Raw genomic sequence first — 15,502 nt, forward strand, 5'->3', positions numbered from 1 at the left:
AACGAACTGGTAACTTCGACTAATGACAGACAACAGCCAAATCAAGGTGATCGTCGGCATGTCCGGCGGCGTGGATTCTTCCGTCTCGGCCTACCTGCTCCAGCAGCAGGGCTATCAGGTCGAAGGCTTGTTCATGAAGAACTGGGAAGAAGACGACACGGACGAGTACTGCTCTGCCGCCCAGGATTTGGCTGATGCCAAGGCCGTCTGCGACAAGCTGGGGATGAAACTCCACACTATCAACTTCGCGGCCGAGTACTGGGACAACGTGTTCGAGCACTTCCTCGAAGAGTACAAGGCTGGCCGCACGCCAAACCCCGATATCCTTTGCAACAAGGAGATCAAGTTCAAGGCGTTCCTCGAATTTGCCGCCGAAGAGCTGGGTGCCACCTATATCGCCACCGGCCACTATGTGCGCCGTGACGACAGCACCGGCCGCCCGCGCCTGCTGCGCGGTCTCGATACCAACAAGGATCAGAGCTACTTCCTCTATACCCTGAGCGAAAAGCAAGTGGGTCAGAGCCTGTTCCCGGTTGGCGATCTGGAAAAGCCCGAGGTGCGCCGCATCGCCGAGCAGCTCGATCTCATCACCGCCAAGAAGAAAGACTCCACAGGTATCTGCTTTATCGGCGAGCGCAAGTTCAAGGACTTCCTGGCCAAGTTTCTGCCCGCCCAGCCCGGCAAAATCGAGACCGTGGATGGCAAGGTAATCGGCGAGCATCAGGGTCTGATGTATCACACCCTGGGCCAGCGCAAGGGGCTCGGCATCGGTGGTCGCAAAGATGCCACCGAAGAGGCCTGGTATGTGGTCGACAAAGAGGTCGAGCGCAACGTGCTGGTGGTGGCGCAGGGCGAACATCCTCGCCTCTACTCCGATGGCCTGATTGCCAGCCAGTTGCACTGGGTGGATCGCACCCCCATTCGCGAGCCGCGTCGCTGCACCGTCAAGACCCGCTACCGCCAGCAGGATATCCCCTGCCTGATCCAGCCCATCGACGACGAGACCATCCGGGTCATCTTCGACGAGAAACAGGCTGCGGTAACCCCGGGCCAGTCCGCCGTCTTCTACGACGGGGAAGTGTGTCTGGGCGGTGGCATCATCGAACAGCGTTTCAGCCATCCGGTTTGAATCCTTAACAGAAGGCAGCAGACGTGAGCGATAAATTCCAAGACAGAACAATGGCCTTTGCCGGCATCTGCCAGGCCGCGTATCTGGTGCAGAAGGTGGCCCGAGACGGCAGCTGTGACGAGGCCGCCCTGCGCGAGAGCCTCTCCAGCATTCTGGTGACCAACCCGAGCCAGCCGCTCGAGGTGTTCAACAACACCCATCTGGCCATTCGCGACGGCTACCGCGCGCTGGTCGAGCAGCTGGGTGCCGACGGCAGCCAGAAGAATGCCGAGCTGACCCGCTACGTGGTGAGCCTGATTGCGCTGGAGCGCAAGCTGGCCAAGCGCAAGGACATTCTCAATATGCTGGGTGAGCGGATCAGCCAGATTGGCCGCCAGCAACAGCACTTCGATCTGCTCGACGAGCAGATTTTGGCCAACATGGCGAGCATCTACAGCGATCTTATCAGCCCCATCGGGCCGCGCATCCAGGTGGCGGGTACCCCGCTGTTCCTGCAGCAACCGCTGGTGCAGCACAAGGTGCGCGCCCTGCTGCTGGCGGGCATTCGTGCCTGCGTGCTGTGGCGCCAGCTCGGTGGCAGCCGCACCCAGATCATCTTCGCTCGCAAGAAGATGGTGGAGCTGGCCAAACGTTACTAATCATCGGCTCGCGCGCGGGCCAGCCGAGGTCGACATCAGGGTGAACAGCCGCACATCCGCCTTGATGACGACTCAGCCCCACGCGCGAGTGGATACGGATCCCCCACACAAATCATCAGGAGTTCACCCCATGGAGCTGTCCGCGCTGACTGCTGTTTCCCCGATTGACGGTCGTTATGGCGACAAGGCCGATGCCCTGCGCCCTATCTTCTCCGAATTCGGCCTGCTGCGTTTTCGCGTCGAAGTCGAGGTGCGCTGGTTGCAAAAACTGGCCAGCCACGCCGGGATCCCGGAAGTCCCTGCCCTGAGCGCGGCCGCCAACGCCCTGCTCGACGGCATCGTCAGCAACTTCAACGAGAGTGACGCCGCCCGTATCAAACAGATCGAGCGCACCACCAACCATGATGTGAAAGCGGTGGAGTACTTCCTCAAAGAGAAAGTCGAAGTGAACCCGGAGCTGGCGGCTGTCAGCGAGTTCATCCACTTCGCCTGCACCTCGGAAGACATCAACAACAACTCCCACGGTCTGATGCTGAAAACCGCCCGCGAAGAGGTCATCAAGCCTTATTGCGAAAAGCTGATCAGCGAGCTCAAGCGTCTGGCTCACGAGTACCGTGACATGCCGCTGCTCTCCCGTACCCACGGCCAGCCGGCCACCCCGAGCACCATGGGCAAGGAGATGGCCAACGTCGCCTACCGTCTGGAGCGCCAGTTCAAGCAGATCATGGCGGTGGAGATCCTCGGCAAGATCAACGGCGCAGTCGGCAACTACAACGCCCACCTCAGCGCCTACCCGGATGTGGACTGGCACCAGTTCTCCGAGGAGTTTGTGACTTCCCTCGGCCTGACCTGGAACCCCTACACCACCCAGATCGAGCCGCACGACTACATCGCCGAGCTGTTCGACGCCATGGCCCGCTTCAACACCATCCTGATCGACTTCGACCGCGATGTGTGGGGTTACATCTCCCTGGGCCACTTCAAGCAGCGCACCATCGCGGGGGAAATCGGCTCCTCCACCATGCCGCACAAGGTCAACCCCATCGACTTCGAGAACTCCGAAGGCAATCTGGGTCTGGCCAACGCCGTGTTCCAGCATCTGGCGAGCAAGCTGCCCATCTCCCGCTGGCAGCGAGATCTCACCGACTCTACCGTGCTGCGCAACCTGGGTGTGGCGGTGGGTTACTCCCTGATTGCCTATCAGGCGACCCTCAAGGGCATCTCCAAGCTGGAAGCCAACGACGCCGCCATGGCCGCCGATCTGGATGCCAACTGGGAAGTGCTGGCCGAGCCGATCCAGACCGTGATGCGCCGCTACGGTATCGAGAAGCCCTACGAGAAACTCAAGGAGCTGACCCGTGGTCGCCGCGTCGATGCCGAAGGGATGCGTACCTTTATCGACACCCTGGAGTTGCCGGAAGCGGTCAAGGTCGAGCTGAAGAAGCTGACCCCGGCCAACTACATCGGCGACGCCCAGCGTCTGGTCGATCTGCTGAAGTAAGCCAACCGGCAGTGACGAAGGGGCCCTGTGCACGATACGCCACAGGGCCCCTGTTATTTTCCCTGCCACGGCAGGATCCCGAGTGGCTTTTCCCAAGCCCGCCTTGGGCAAAACCTCTTTGCGATACACGAGAAACAGCATGTACGAACTCAATCTGGATATCGCTCACTTCCTCGAGCACTACTGGCAGAAGCGCCCACTGCTCATCAAGGGCGGCTTCACCGACTTTCAGGATCCCATCAGCCCGGACGAGCTGGCGGGTCTGGCCATGGAAGAGGTGATTGAATCGCGCCTCGTCACCCGCTTCAACAACAAGTGGGAGGCAGCCCACGGCCCCTTCGAATCCTACGATCACCTGGGTGAAGAGAACTGGACCGTGCTGGTGCAGGCCTGCAACCACTGGGCTCCCGAGGTCAACGAGCTGGCAGTGCCGTTCCAGTTCATTCCGGGCTGGCGTTTTGACGATGTGATGGTGAGCTTCTCCACCCCTCACGGCGGGGTCGGTCCCCACATCGACAACTACGACGTCTTCATCACCCAGGGCCAGGGCAAACGCCACTGGCGCGTCGGCGATGCCAAGCCCTTGAACGAGTTTGCCGCCCATGCGGCCCTGCTGCACTGCGAGCCGTTCGAGGCGATCATCGACGTCATCATGGAGCCGGGCGACATCCTCTACATCCCGCCTGGATTCCCCCACGAGGGCTACGCCATCGAGCCCTCCCTGAACTTCTCGGTGGGCTTCCGCGCACCAGATGCCAAGGCGCTTATCTCCTCCTTTGCCGATCACCTGATAGACAACGAGGTGCGCACCGAGCGTTACGGCGATGCCGACCTCAAGCCCCGCACCCGCCACGGCGAGATCCAGCCCCACGAGCTGCACCGTCTGCGCGAGCTGATGCAACAGGCCCTCGATGACGAGACCCTGTTCAAGGAGTGGTTCGGCACCATGATCTCCGAGGCCAAGCACGATCTGGACGTCAATCCGGTGGAGCCGGACTACAGCGCCGAGGAAGTGGCCGACCTGCTGACCCAGGGCGAGCCAGCCATCAAGGTGCCGGGTCTGCGCACCGTCTGGTTTAGCGGCGAAAGCCAGCAGTGCTTCATCGACGGCGAAGCCTGGACCCTGCAGAGCGAAGACGCGGCCGCCATTTCGCTGTTGTGTGACAAAGACATCATCACTCAAGCCGATATGGTGGAGCTGGCCGATCAGGCCGGTTTCCTGCAACTGCTGACCCGTCTCGTCAACCGCGGGTACTGGTTCTTCAACTGATCCAGCGATGACTGAACGACAAAAAGGCGCCTTATGGCGCCTTTTTTGTCACTCAGATACGGTTCAATTAACAATCGATGCGCGAAACTGAACCCACTCTTGATGAACCGACAAGTGGTGATTTATTGAACTAAGATCGATGAGTATCATGCGTCCGTCCCTGTTCAAAAGAGAAGCGCCACCATGCAAATCACCTCCCGACCCATGCCGCTGCCCGATTACGGCAAATACCCCTCCTCTCCGACTGTCACACCCGAGCAGGTCAGTCAGGCCCGTAACGAAGCACTGGCCAAGAAGGATGAAGTGCAGGCGCAGAGCGAAGAGAAAGCAACGGCTCGCAGAACTCTGGCGGTCTCTTATACGGCCAACCAGCAAGATAAGGCCGTGGTGGAGCGCTACCTGGAGGCCAGCGGTCAGGAGAGCGACAGCAAGTCGGGCCCGAGCACAGCGGAACTCTATCAGGCGGCCAATCGCTACCAGCGCCAGCAGAATCTGAGCGACTACATGCAATTCCAGCAGAGTCCGCTCGCCCAGCAGATGGGTGACATGGTGGGCGAAGATAATCGCAAGGGCACCCAGCTCGACATCATTGCCTGAGCCAATTTGCTCGAATAAGCCCGGCAGGGACCAATACAAGATGAAAAAGCCCTCGATGAGGGCTTTTTCGTTATGGCTTGTCGCTGCGACGTCTCGCTATAAATGGGACACTTCTGCCTGCGCGTCCGGCAGCTCGTCGGGGAGTTCATCAAACAGGGGGTGATAGAGCACCTCACCCTGCACACCCGCAAAACCGCGCTCCTGTAGCTCCATCGCCATAAAGCAGTCGGCAGGCACCTCATAGATGCAGTGCAGGCCAAACTCGCTGGCCGGGCGGAAACCGAAACGGCTGTAATAGGCCGGATCCCCGAGTACAACCACCCCTTTCCAGTCCATCTCGAGCGCCGTATCAAGCCCTTCACGGATAAGATCCGAGCCAATCCCCTGGCCTTGCCAGTCGGGATGAACCGCGACCGGCGCCAGACCGAGCCAAGGCCCTTCCATGCCGTTAATGGTGATCGGGCTTAGCATCAGGTGCCCCATGAACTCGTACTCTTCCTCTTCGACCATGGTCACCACGGCAGCACCACATTCGCGCAGGCGGTTGACCAGTTCGGCCTCATCGGAACGACCGAAGGCGGCACTCAGCAGCTCATAGACCGGCAGCATGTCACCGGGGCGCTCGGTTCTCAACATCAGGTATTACTCCTCGTACAGCAGAGCAGGCATTATTCCACATAACGGCTGGTCACTCTGAGTACCTTTGTCCAAAAATGGGAGGGTGCACTCAGGAAAACGAGCTGCAAACTGCTGCTGCAAGGCGGTTAGCGTCGCCGGGGTGACCCTGTTCATCGCCTCGCGGTAGGCCAGCCAAAGGGCGGGAGCCTCCCGCGCCAACCGCTCAAAAGTCAGTTCGGGCGTTTGATGCCAACAACCATCCAGCTCGTCGACCAGCTCCGGCAGCTCCACTAGCAGCCGTAACTGCTGATAGCGTATCTGCGACGAGTCACAGTTGCCACCCAGCGCCTGCGCCATCAATTGGTTGAACCAGTGGAGCCGTGATGCGCGCTCCTCGCGGCTAAGCCGCTCGGGCCCTTGACGCTGCAGCGCGGCCAGTTGCAGCAACCACGCCAGCCCCTGTTCATCCCTGTCTTTCAGCAAGACGCCGCCAAGATGGGACAACTGCTCCGGTTCGGCCTGCTCCAGCAGTTCGACGGGGTAACAGTGCAGCTCCAGAGACCTCTCAAGATGCGGCGGGCAGCGAATAGAGCAGGACTCCTCCCCCGCGCCCCTCTCATCCACAAAGAGCGAGATAGCCTGCTTTCCGTTGGCACTCTGCCGATTGGTCGTTGCGGGATCACACAGGATCACTACGGCGATCCGCTCATCCGCCAGCCAATGATCAATCTCATCAAGTAAAGGGGCTGGCAAGGAGAGGGGGCGATCCAGCCGCCAGTAGCTCACCTCACACGACTGGCGACCGCTGATATGGCGCCGCCCGCGATAGTGCATCCCCACTTTTGCCATCACCCGGCCGGAGGCTAAATTGTCTGGCATATGGCGAGCCGTCAGCGCAGGCAGTTGCAGTTGGTCAAAGGCGAACCCCTTGACCAAGCTGGCGGCCCGGGTCGCCAGACCGCGATTTTGCCAGGGCACGCCCACCCACCAGGCGAGCTCGCCATTCCATTGCAAGGAGATCACTCCAACCAGCGCCACCCCTTGCTCCTCTGGCAAGGTGATGGCCCAGCTCCAGCCAAGGCCAAGCGCCGCTTTGCGCCAATTGAGCGCCAGCCAGTCGCGGGCCCCCTCCGGCGGATAGGGGTGAGGAATATTGAGGGTGTAGCGCGCCAGCGCCTCGTCGCTGCAGTAGCGCACTATCTCGCGTTCATCGTCGGCCTGCAGCGGTCGCAATACGACACCTGATAGCGGATGCCCCTCAGCCAGGGTCGGCACCGTCACGCGGCGCGCCAGCAGGCGATTGAGCACGGCGCCCAAATCGGCCTCGGGGGTGAGCGGCAGATCGGCCCCCACAGGGCCAAGGGTGAGCAGTCCCTGCTCCCTGGCGAGGGTCAATAGGGAGGTAGAGGCACTGATCAGGATCTGGCGGCTGGGATCAACATGAAAATCCGCCAGCAGATCCCCATCGAGCCAAGTAGCCAGCAGGGCCCCCGGGCAGAGCACCCCGTCAGGAGGACTGCTCGCCCAGGGAGCATCGGTTTGATCGAGGACGGCGGCCGCCTCTTTGCCCAGTAGCAGCTGCCAGCGATGACCCTGCTGCTGCCAGTGCGGCAACAGCGCAGCCCACTGCGGTTGCCACAGACTGGCCTCGATCAGCAGTTCCATCAGCTGGCCTGACAGGCCGCGGGCAGCGTCAGGTGACGGGGATGGGCTTCAATACGGGCGATCCAGCTACGGATAGCGGGCCACCCCTGCAGAGAGAAGATCCCCTCCTCTGCCACATGGGTGTAGGCATAAAGGGCGATATCGGCGATGGTCGGCGCATCACCACACAGGTAGGGGCTCTGTTTCAGCTGTTGCTCCATCACCGCCAGCGCCTTCTCGCCACCGGCTTTCAGCCCGTCGAGACGCGCCTCCTGCGACTCGGGTCGGCCGAGATAGTGAACGATGAAGCGGGCCACCGCGATGTATGGCTCGTGGCTGTATTGCTCGAAGAACATCCATTTGAGCACCTCGGCCTGCTGGCGCGGATCGGTTGGCCACAAGGTGCTACCTTGCGCCAGATAGAAGAGGATGGCATTGGATTCCGCCAGCGTATCGCCCTGACCCATCTCCAGCACCGGGATCTTGCCGTTGGGGTTCATGGCCAAAAATGCAGGGGTACGGGTATCCCCCGCCTGAATATCGACCTCTACCCACTCAAGGGGCAGCTCCAGCCAGCGGGCCAGCAGCCACACCTTGTAACAGTTGCCGGAACGCAGATCACCATACAGACGCATACACACTCCTTGTGAAAACAGATTTGAACAGCGCACTCAGGGAGCCAGACGCTCGATATGCCAGCCATCCCCATCGCGGGTGTAGTAGAAACGATCGTGCAGGCGATGCTCACCCCCCTGCCAGAATTCGACCGTGTCGATCCGCACCCGAAAACCGCCCCAGAAGCTCGGCAGCGGCACTTCGCCATTGGCAAACTTCTGCTTGAGCTCGAGGAATTTGGCCTCCAGCACACCGCGCGCCGAAATGCGGGTCGACTGCTTGGAGACCCAGGCGGCAATCTGGCTATCCTTGGGACGGCTGTGGAAATACTTCATCACCTCGAAGGTGCTCATCTTCTCCACCCGACCGGTCACATGCACCTGTCTGTCCAGCGTATGCCAGGGAAAGAGCAGGCTGATACGGGGATTGCCTTCCAGCTGCTGCGCCTTGCGGCTGCCCATGTTGGTGTAAAAGACCATCCCCTGGGCATCGTAGTGCTTGAGCAGCACGGTACGCTGCCAGGGCTGACCATCGGCATCGACGGTCGCCACCACCATGGCGGTGGGATCGGTCAGTTTGGCCTCACAAGCCTGCGCCAACCACTTCTCGAAAAGCGCCAGCGGCTCGGCCGGCAGATCGGCCCGGTGCAGCCCGCCACGGGTATACTCCCGACGCAGATCAGCAACATCCATCATCTTGATTTTCCTTCTCTCTTTGCCGCCCATGCGGCCATGCGGCCATGCGGCCATGCGGCCATGCGTGCTGGCATTGTGCGACGAGCACGCCATGGGTACAAGCCTTGTGACCAGCAAATGGCTGCTGCAAAAAAAGAGGGAGGCTCACGCCTCCCTCCTTGATATACCCTTCGCACGATCTTGGTACGCGCAGGCTTATTGCCTGCCAGCGACAGCAGGACAATGCGCCAGCATGCGCCGGTTGTAATCGGCCGCATAGGCCGCCAGCTTGGCCTGGGCCTCTTCCTGTCCGGGCTTGATGACATCCCCCAGACCGTCGAGGTAGCGCACACCGCAGCGCGCCTTGGCCGAGGCCTGCTGCTCCGGCGCGATGCCGGGCGCCACCTCGCCGCGCCCGGCCCGCACGATCAACCGGTAATCCTGCTTTGCCAGGCTGGCGCTGACCGCCTGCTCCAGAGTATCGGCGTCGGCCTGACAGCCGCCAAGCAGGGACACCAGCATCAGCCAGCCAACCCTCATCCGCGCCTCCGTTGCCAACCCAGCAGAGCCAGCGCCAGAGTCCAGAGACCGAGGGCACCACCGCCGCCGCTACCGCCCGAACTGCCGCCGCTTTGGACAACCGGCAGCTTGGAGGGACTGATCGCGAAGAAGATGTTGTCGCTGCAGGCCACCTTCAGGCGGGCAGAGCTGGCCAGATCCGCCGGCAGGGTGACAGTGGCGGCGCCGCTGTTGGGCTGGCTGACCGCCAGATTGCTCCAGCTGGTTCCCTCGTTTTGGGTGATGAACAGGTCTACCTTGCTGCAGCTGATCGGCGCCAGCGTGGTGCCGGCCACATCCCAGCTGACAGCCAGGCTTGCCCCCGGCGTCAATGCCACCCCAATCGGGGCGGTCAATCGGAAGGCACTGCCAGTGTTGATCACCTGGACCTTCATGTCGTCGCTGGCGACACCGCCCTTGCCGTCACGCACCGTCAATCGGAAGTTGAGATCCCGGTTAGTGGTGGGCCATGCCTCGCCCTTGGCGAGCGAGCCCGAGAGCAGGGATGGCAAGCTCGGCAAAATCCGCTCCGGCGAGCCGGTCGGCGACACGAAGCGGAACAACGGACGGGAGCCGTCATCGATCATGTCAAAAGCACTGCTGGACGGGTCGCCCAGATCAATCTGCTCCCAAGTGTAGGTCAGGGGATCCTTGTCCAAATCGGCGCCGGCCCCCTTGAGCACGAATGGCGTGTTGGCGGGAATGATATAGCTGGCTCCGGCCACCGCCTGGGGCGTGTTGTTGACGAGATTCAGGGTGGTGCCACAGGCCGGCACGGTCGCCATGTGCGCCCGCATCTGCTCGATAGATTTGCTGTGAAAATAGGGATCGCTGTGGGGCTGGATGTTCTCGTCCCCGCAGATCCCGGCATAGGCCATGATAGAAGTACCGCTGCCCGGCTCCCAGGCTTGTGCCGCCTCCCGATTGCCACCGCCGCAACTGCCAGTGGTGCCGTTGAAGGTGTGGTCGGCACCGAACTGGTGGCCGATCTCGTGAGCCACGTAGTCGATAAAGAAGGCATCCCCCACCGGCTTATCGGAGCCCGTCATCCCGGCCGACTTGTCCGCGGTGCACAGCACGCCGAGCCCGGCCAGGCCACCTCCCCCGGTATTGACCACATGCCCGATATCGAATGCGCCCAGCTCACCATTGGCGAAGGCTTCTCCCTGTACCAGGACGTTCTTGCTGGTGTCATCAGCCTCATAGATGCTGCTCACGCCGCTCACGTAGTCAGGGTTATCGCCGTTGTAGAAAGGGTCTGTTACCGGATCGGTAAAAATCACAGAATCGTTGCCGCTGGCCAGCACGAACTCGGCCCCCACATCTCGCTGGTACACCTCGTTGACCCGGTTGAGCAGGGTAGTAATGGCCGCCAGGGCCAGCACTTGGGAGCCGCCATGATATTGGGTGTACTCACCTGCGGCCGAGATAGCGATGGTGTAACGTTTGCGAACATTACCATCCACTTGCACCTTGCGAGCCAACGTTTTGGCGTCAGCCCCGATCACCTTGTCGGCGTCTTCTTCCAGTCGGCTGTAGGCATCCTGCTGGTAGTAAATTGCATACCCCTCGGCATTGCGCAGCGGATCGACAAACACCATCTTGCCCTGATGGCTGAACATGGCATGAAAACCTTGCGGCCCCAGATCGAAGCGTCCAGTATCAACCGGATGAGCCGGGTTGTACCCCTTGAAGGTGCGGATCTGAGGATACTTGGCTGCAAGGTCTGCGGGCAGTACATTGTAAGCTTCCAGTGCAAAGGTAACCTCCCCCCCATCAGGCAGTGGCAAGGTCAGCTTGCTGGCCCCCGCTTGCAACCCGGCAAAATAGTCGAGCGGCACCTTGGCGACCCGGAACTGATGAGCCCGTACCTCATAACCCTCGTCAGCTGTTGCTCTGGCGGCAACCGTGCTCCATTCGCTGGCCATCAGGCTGGTTGAGCCCAGCATGCTGGCAACCAGCAAGGCCACCCTAGAGTATTTCGTCACATGCATTGTTTTTAGTCCTTGTATTAATGCAATCGCCTGAATTGCGGCCTGTACTTTATTTTTATTCGGCCACATCAATACAAAGCTGAAGCAACCCTTTCCACCATTCCCGAGTGGGAGTGTTGCGCCAACCCCGTCTAACCCCTATCATTGCGCGGATTTGTCAATTTTAGAACAGCCCCTCTTCACAAAGGTGCAGTTCATCTTTATCTGGCCAAGGTTAATCTCATGCTCAAATCCCCACTGTTGCCCCGTTTCGGGGATCTGGTCGTTGCCATTATTGACGATGTGCTCGGTCAGGGTCTTACCCTCGACCGTGCCTATGCCCGTCACTTCTCAGGCATCGAACTCAAACCGCAAGAACAGGCAAGGATTGCCCTGGTCACCGGCGACCTGCTGCGTCGTCTCAGCCTCTATTGCTTCCTGACCGGCATCCAGGTCCGTCAGGCCGAAAAGAATGTCTGGCCGCTGCTACACAGCTGGCACGCCTTCCACAAAATTGCCCAGCCCAACAACCCGACCCTGGATCGCTTCAATGAAGAAGCATTCCGCCGCCGTCTGACCGAGGCGAAGAAGAACCCGGTATTGATGGATGGCTGCCCTTCCTGGCTGGAGAAACTGGGCAGCGAACAGCTGGGTGAAGCCTGGCCTGCCGAGCGTGCCGCTCTGGCCTGGATGCCCAAGCGCTACCTGCGGGTCAACACCCTCAAGTGCACCCGTGATGAGCTGCAAGCCATTCTGGCCAAAGAGCAGGTCACCACCATTCCGGTTGATGGTGTGGAGACTGCCCTGCAGGTCACCTCGGACGCCGCCCTGTTCCGTACCAAGGCCTTTGCCGATGGTTGCTTCGAGCAGCAGGACGCAGGCTCCCAGCTGGTTGCTGCGGCTCTGGAGGTCACCCCGGGCATGCGCGTTATCGACGCCTGCGCCGGGGCCGGTGGCAAGACTCTGCACATCGCCGCCATGATGCAGGGCAAAGGCCGTCTGCTGGCGATGGATGTGGAAGAGTGGAAGCTGGAGAACCTCAAGCAGCGCGCCCGTCGCGCCGGTGCCCACAACGTGGAGACCCGGGTCATCACCAGCAGCAAGACCGTCAAGCGCCTCAAAGAGAGCGCCGACCGCGTACTGCTGGACGTGCCCTGCTCCGGTCTGGGCGTACTCAAGCGCAATCCGGATGCCAAGTGGCGTGATACCGCCGAGCGTCTGCCGGTGCTGGTCGCGCTGCAAGAAGAAATCCTGCAGCGTTACAGCCAGATGGTGAAGGTGGGTGGTCTGCTGGTCTATGCAACCTGCTCCATCTTGCCGCAGGAGAACCGCCAGCAGGTGGACAAGTTCCTCGCGGCCAACGAGAACTTCCGTCTGCGTGACGATCACACCGTAAGCCCGTCCGAGACCGGCTTCGACGGTTTCTACATGGCTCGTATCGAGCGGATCGCCTGATCTGCCCGATGACCAGATAGAAAAAGCGGCTGCCAATGGCAGCCGCTTTGTTTTGGCTTGCTGACCCACACCCGATGGGGTTACAGCGCAGCAATCGCCTCAATCTCGATCTTTACATCCTTCGGCAAGCGGGCCACTTCCACACAGGATCGCGCCGGATACATGGCATCGTGCTTGGTGAAAAAGTCGTTGTAGACCTGATTCACCACAGCAAAGTCGTTCAGATCAGAGACAAACACCGTGGTCTTGATGATGTTGCGCACCTGACCGCCTGCCGCCTCGACAATCGCCTGTACGTTTTGCAGGGAGCGCAGGGTCTGCGCTTCGATCCCCTCCGCAACGTCGCCGCTCACCGGGTCCAGCGGGATCTGACCGGAGGTGTATAGGATGTTGCCAATCCGGGTGGCCTGCACATAGGGGCCGATGGCGCCCGGCGCCGCCTTGGTAGTGATAACCTGTCGCATCTGTTACTTCCTCGTGCTGACAAACAAAAAGTAGGCCCGGAGCAAGCCTGCTCACCCCGGGCATGAGAGTTACATCATGTTGGTGAAGGTTCTGGAGATGACGTCCTGCTGCTGCTCGCGGGTCAGGGCGTTGAAGCGCACCGCATAACCGGAGACCCGGATGGTCAGGCTGGGGTACTTGTCCGGATTGTCGATGGCATCCAGCAGCATCTCGCGGTTCATCACGTTGACGTTGAGGTGCTGACCCCCTTCCACATCCCGCTCATGATGGAAGTAGCCATCCATCAGCCCCACCAGATTGCTCTCGCGATTGGCTGGCTCCTTGCCGAGCGCCCCCGGCACGATGGAGAAGGTGTAGGAGATCCCGTCCTTGGCGTATTTGAACGGCAGCTTGGCCACCGAGGCGAGCGAAGCGACCGCCCCATTGCGATCCCGACCGTGCATCGGGTTGGCTCCCGGTGCAAACGGGGCACCGGCACGGCGGCCATCCGGGGTGTTGCCAGTCTTCTGGCCATAGACCACGTTGGAGGTGATGGTCAGGATCGACTGAGTTGGCACCGCATTGCGGTAGGTCGGCAGCGCCTGGATCTTCTTCATGAAGCGCTCGACCAGATCGCAGGCGATGGAGTCGGCCCGCTCGTCGTTGTTGCCGTACTGGGGATACTCCCCCTCAATCACGAAATCGACCGCCAGCCCGTCAGCATCGCGCACCGGCTTGACCCTGGCGTACTTGATGGCCGCCAGCGAATCGACCGCCACCGACAGACCGGCAATGCCGCAGGCCATGGTGCGATAGACGTCGCGATCGTGCAGCGCCATCAGCGAGGCCTCATAGCTGTACTTGTCGTGCATGTAGTGAATAAGGTTGAGCGCGCTGATGTACTGCACCGCCAACCAATCCATAAAGCTGTCGAGGCTGGCCATGACGGTGTCGTATTCCAGCACCTCGTCCATGATGGGGGCCACTTTCGGGCCAACCTGGATCTTCAGCTTCTCGTCCACGCCACCGTTGATGCAATAGAGCAGGGTTTTGGCGAGGTTGGCGCGGGCACCAAAGAACTGCATCTGCTTGCCGATCACCATCGGGCTCACGCAGCAGGCGATGGCGTAGTCATCGCTCTCGAAATCGGTGCGCATCAGGTCATCATTCTCATACTGCAGGGATGAGGTATCGATGGAGACGCGGGCCGCATAGGTCTTGAAGGCACGTGGCAACCCTTCCGCCCAGAGGATGGTGAGGTTAGGCTCGGGCGCCGGCCCCATGGTCTTGAGGGTATGGAGATAACGGAAGGAGTTCCTGGTCACCAGGGTGCGACCATCCAGCCCCATGCCGCCGATCACCTCGGTGGCCCAGATGGGATCGCCGGAGAAGAGGGAGTCAAACTCGGGAGTACGCAGGAAGCGCACCATGCGGATCTTCATGATGAAGTGATCGACCAGCTCCTGGGCATCCTGCTCGTTGATAAGCCCCGCCTTCAGATCCCGCTCGATATAGATGTCGAGGAAGGTAGCGGTACGACCGAGGGACATGGCCCCACCATTTTGCGACTTCACCGCCGCCAGATAAGCAAAGTAGAGCCACTGCACCGCCTGCTGGGCAGTGCGTGCCGGCCCGGAGATGTCAAAGCCATAGCTGGCCGCCATCTGCTTGATCTGCACCAGTGCCCGCTTGTGCTCGGCCAGCTCCTCGCGCTGGCGGATCACCTGCTCCAGCTGCTCTCCCCGCTCGAGAGCCGGTTGCAGATCGGCAAACTGCAGCTCCCGTTCACGGATTAGATAATCTATGCCATAGAGCGCCACCCGACGATAATCTCCGATAATGCGACCACGGCCGTAACCATCCGGCAAACCGGTCAATACCCCTGATTTTCGGCAGCGCAACATCTCGGGAGAGTAGACGTCGAACACCCCCTGATTGTGGGTTTTACGCAATTCGCTGAAGGTATATTCAAAATCGGGATCCATCTCCCGGCCATACGCTTCAAACGAGCTGCGGATCATATTTACGCCGCCAAACGGGTGCAGAGCTCTTTTAAGGGGCTTGTCGGTTTGCAGGCCAACGATTTTTTCCAGCCCCTGCTCGATATAACCCGGCCCATGGGCGGTGATTGTGGTGGCAATATTGGTATCAAAATCGACCGGTGCGTGGGTGGCATTCTCGATACGGATCCCCTCCATCACCTTATTCCACAAAGTGGTGGTCGCTTCGGTCGCATCTGCTAAAAACTGTTCGTCACCTTCATAGGGGGTGTAGTTCTGCTGGATAAAATCACGGACGTTGATCTCGTGCTTCCAGTTTTCACCGGCAAACCCTTGCCATGCCTGACGGAATTTATCCTGATCCAATTGCATATCAACTTTCATCA

The 15,502-nt window shown here is 60.5% G+C and carries 14 protein-coding genes and 1 pseudogene; 7 read left to right on the top strand and 8 right to left on the bottom strand.

Translation table 11 applies throughout. The features are described from left to right. Positions 1-22: 22 nt before the first annotated feature. The 5 genes from mnmA (at position 23) to G5137_RS04970 (ending at position 5,135) form a co-directional block, all read left to right on the top strand. Complete coding sequence (gene mnmA / locus G5137_RS04950; RefSeq protein WP_005353619.1) at positions 23-1,129, top strand: tRNA 2-thiouridine(34) synthase MnmA; 1,107 nt, start codon at positions 23-25, stop codon at positions 1,127-1,129. A gap of 23 nt (positions 1,130-1,152) precedes the next feature. Beyond that, on the top strand, positions 1,153-1,767 hold the full coding sequence (gene hflD / locus G5137_RS04955) for a high frequency lysogenization protein HflD (RefSeq protein WP_005334622.1): 615 nt from the start codon (positions 1,153-1,155) through the stop codon (positions 1,765-1,767). Positions 1,768-1,897: 130 nt separating this feature from the next. Beyond that, positions 1,898-3,268 carry an adenylosuccinate lyase gene (gene purB / locus G5137_RS04960; RefSeq protein WP_005334624.1) on the top strand — a complete coding sequence of 457 codons (1,371 nt, stop codon included), beginning with the start codon at positions 1,898-1,900 and terminating at the stop codon, positions 3,266-3,268. Between the two features lie 139 nt (positions 3,269-3,407). Next, on the top strand, positions 3,408-4,538 hold the full coding sequence (locus G5137_RS04965; RefSeq protein ID WP_266134045.1) for a cupin domain-containing protein: 1,131 nt from the start codon (positions 3,408-3,410) through the stop codon (positions 4,536-4,538). 183 nt (positions 4,539-4,721) lie between these two features. After that, complete coding sequence (locus G5137_RS04970) at positions 4,722-5,135, top strand: hypothetical protein (protein WP_266134046.1); 414 nt, start codon at positions 4,722-4,724, stop codon at positions 5,133-5,135. A 96-nt stretch (positions 5,136-5,231) separates the two neighbouring features. Here the strand turns inward: G5137_RS04970 and G5137_RS04975 are convergent, their stop codons facing one another. Beyond that, entirely contained in the window at positions 5,232-5,771 is a 540-nt protein-coding gene (locus G5137_RS04975) for a GNAT family N-acetyltransferase (RefSeq protein WP_005344037.1), read from the bottom strand. Positions 5,772-6,071: 300 nt separating this feature from the next. On the opposite strand from G5137_RS04975, the gene G5137_RS04980 reads away from it, so the two are divergent. After that, a complete protein-coding gene (locus G5137_RS04980; protein WP_374956611.1) occupies positions 6,072-6,137 on the top strand; it encodes a hypothetical protein in 66 nt (21 codons plus the stop codon). A gap of 456 nt (positions 6,138-6,593) precedes the next feature. On the opposite strand, the pseudogene G5137_RS04985 reads toward G5137_RS04980, so the two are convergent. The 5 genes and pseudogenes from G5137_RS04985 to G5137_RS05005 all read right to left on the bottom strand — a co-directional run. Next, a pseudogene (locus tag G5137_RS04985) lies at positions 6,594-7,418 on the bottom strand (GNAT family N-acetyltransferase); the annotation flags it as partial. Then, positions 7,418-8,032 carry a glutathione S-transferase family protein gene (locus tag G5137_RS04990; RefSeq protein WP_216979245.1) on the bottom strand — a complete coding sequence of 205 codons (615 nt, stop codon included), beginning with the start codon at positions 8,030-8,032 and terminating at the stop codon, positions 7,418-7,420. The gene G5137_RS04990 and the pseudogene G5137_RS04985, both read right to left, overlap by 1 nt. Before the next feature lie 36 nt (positions 8,033-8,068). Further along, positions 8,069-8,707, bottom strand: a complete 639-nt coding sequence (pdxH, locus tag G5137_RS04995; RefSeq protein WP_216979246.1) for a pyridoxamine 5'-phosphate oxidase — start codon at positions 8,705-8,707, stop codon at positions 8,069-8,071. 195 nt (positions 8,708-8,902) lie between these two features. Beyond that, a complete protein-coding gene (locus G5137_RS05000; protein ID WP_005344032.1) occupies positions 8,903-9,226 on the bottom strand; it encodes a hypothetical protein in 324 nt (107 codons plus the stop codon). Further along, entirely contained in the window at positions 9,223-11,238 is a 2,016-nt protein-coding gene (locus G5137_RS05005; RefSeq protein ID WP_421255024.1) for a reprolysin-like metallopeptidase, read from the bottom strand. The genes G5137_RS05000 and G5137_RS05005 overlap by 4 nt, the downstream gene beginning before the upstream one ends. A gap of 222 nt (positions 11,239-11,460) precedes the next feature. Here G5137_RS05005 and G5137_RS05010 point away from each other — a divergent pair, with 222 nt between their 5' ends. Continuing rightward, entirely contained in the window at positions 11,461-12,672 is a 1,212-nt protein-coding gene (locus G5137_RS05010; protein WP_374870968.1) for an RsmB/NOP family class I SAM-dependent RNA methyltransferase, read from the top strand. Positions 12,673-12,752: 80 nt separating this feature from the next. On the opposite strand, the gene G5137_RS05015 is transcribed toward G5137_RS05010, so the two are convergent. Both G5137_RS05015 and pflB read right to left on the bottom strand, forming a co-directional pair. Continuing rightward, on the bottom strand, positions 12,753-13,136 hold the full coding sequence (locus G5137_RS05015; RefSeq protein WP_216951785.1) for a RidA family protein: 384 nt from the start codon (positions 13,134-13,136) through the stop codon (positions 12,753-12,755). Positions 13,137-13,205: 69 nt separating this feature from the next. Next, complete coding sequence (gene pflB / locus G5137_RS05020) at positions 13,206-15,500, bottom strand: formate C-acetyltransferase (RefSeq protein WP_216951786.1); 2,295 nt, start codon at positions 15,498-15,500, stop codon at positions 13,206-13,208. Positions 15,501-15,502: the final 2 nt, after the last annotated feature.

Origin of the sequence: Aeromonas sp. 600282, from assembly GCF_049175755.1 — a bacterium.
GTDB classification, from domain to species: Bacteria; Pseudomonadota; Gammaproteobacteria; order Enterobacterales; family Aeromonadaceae; genus Aeromonas; species Aeromonas veronii_A.

Excerpts from the sequence above, each read along its gene's own strand:
- mnmA (WP_005353619.1), top strand. The coding sequence starts at position 23 with ATGACAGACAACAGCCAAATCAAGGTGATCGTCGGCATGTCCGGCGGC.
- purB (WP_005334624.1), top strand. The coding sequence starts at position 1,898 with ATGGAGCTGTCCGCGCTGACTGCTGTTTCCCCGATTGACGGTCGTTAT.
- G5137_RS04965 (WP_266134045.1), top strand. The coding sequence starts at position 3,408 with ATGTACGAACTCAATCTGGATATCGCTCACTTCCTCGAGCACTACTGG.
- G5137_RS04970 (WP_266134046.1), top strand. The coding sequence starts at position 4,722 with ATGCAAATCACCTCCCGACCCATGCCGCTGCCCGATTACGGCAAATAC.
- G5137_RS04975 (WP_005344037.1), bottom strand. The coding sequence starts at position 5,771 with ATGTTGAGAACCGAGCGCCCCGGTGACATGCTGCCGGTCTATGAGCTG.
- G5137_RS04990 (WP_216979245.1), bottom strand. The coding sequence starts at position 8,032 with ATGCGTCTGTATGGTGATCTGCGTTCCGGCAACTGTTACAAGGTGTGG.
- pdxH (WP_216979246.1), bottom strand. The coding sequence starts at position 8,707 with ATGATGGATGTTGCTGATCTGCGTCGGGAGTATACCCGTGGCGGGCTG.
- G5137_RS05000 (WP_005344032.1), bottom strand. The coding sequence starts at position 9,226 with ATGAGGGTTGGCTGGCTGATGCTGGTGTCCCTGCTTGGCGGCTGTCAG.
- G5137_RS05005 (WP_421255024.1), bottom strand. The coding sequence starts at position 11,238 with ATGCATGTGACGAAATACTCTAGGGTGGCCTTGCTGGTTGCCAGCATG.
- G5137_RS05010 (WP_374870968.1), top strand. The coding sequence starts at position 11,461 with ATGCTCAAATCCCCACTGTTGCCCCGTTTCGGGGATCTGGTCGTTGCC.
- G5137_RS05015 (WP_216951785.1), bottom strand. The coding sequence starts at position 13,136 with ATGCGACAGGTTATCACTACCAAGGCGGCGCCGGGCGCCATCGGCCCC.
- pflB (WP_216951786.1), bottom strand. The coding sequence starts at position 15,500 with ATGAAAGTTGATATGCAATTGGATCAGGATAAATTCCGTCAGGCATGG.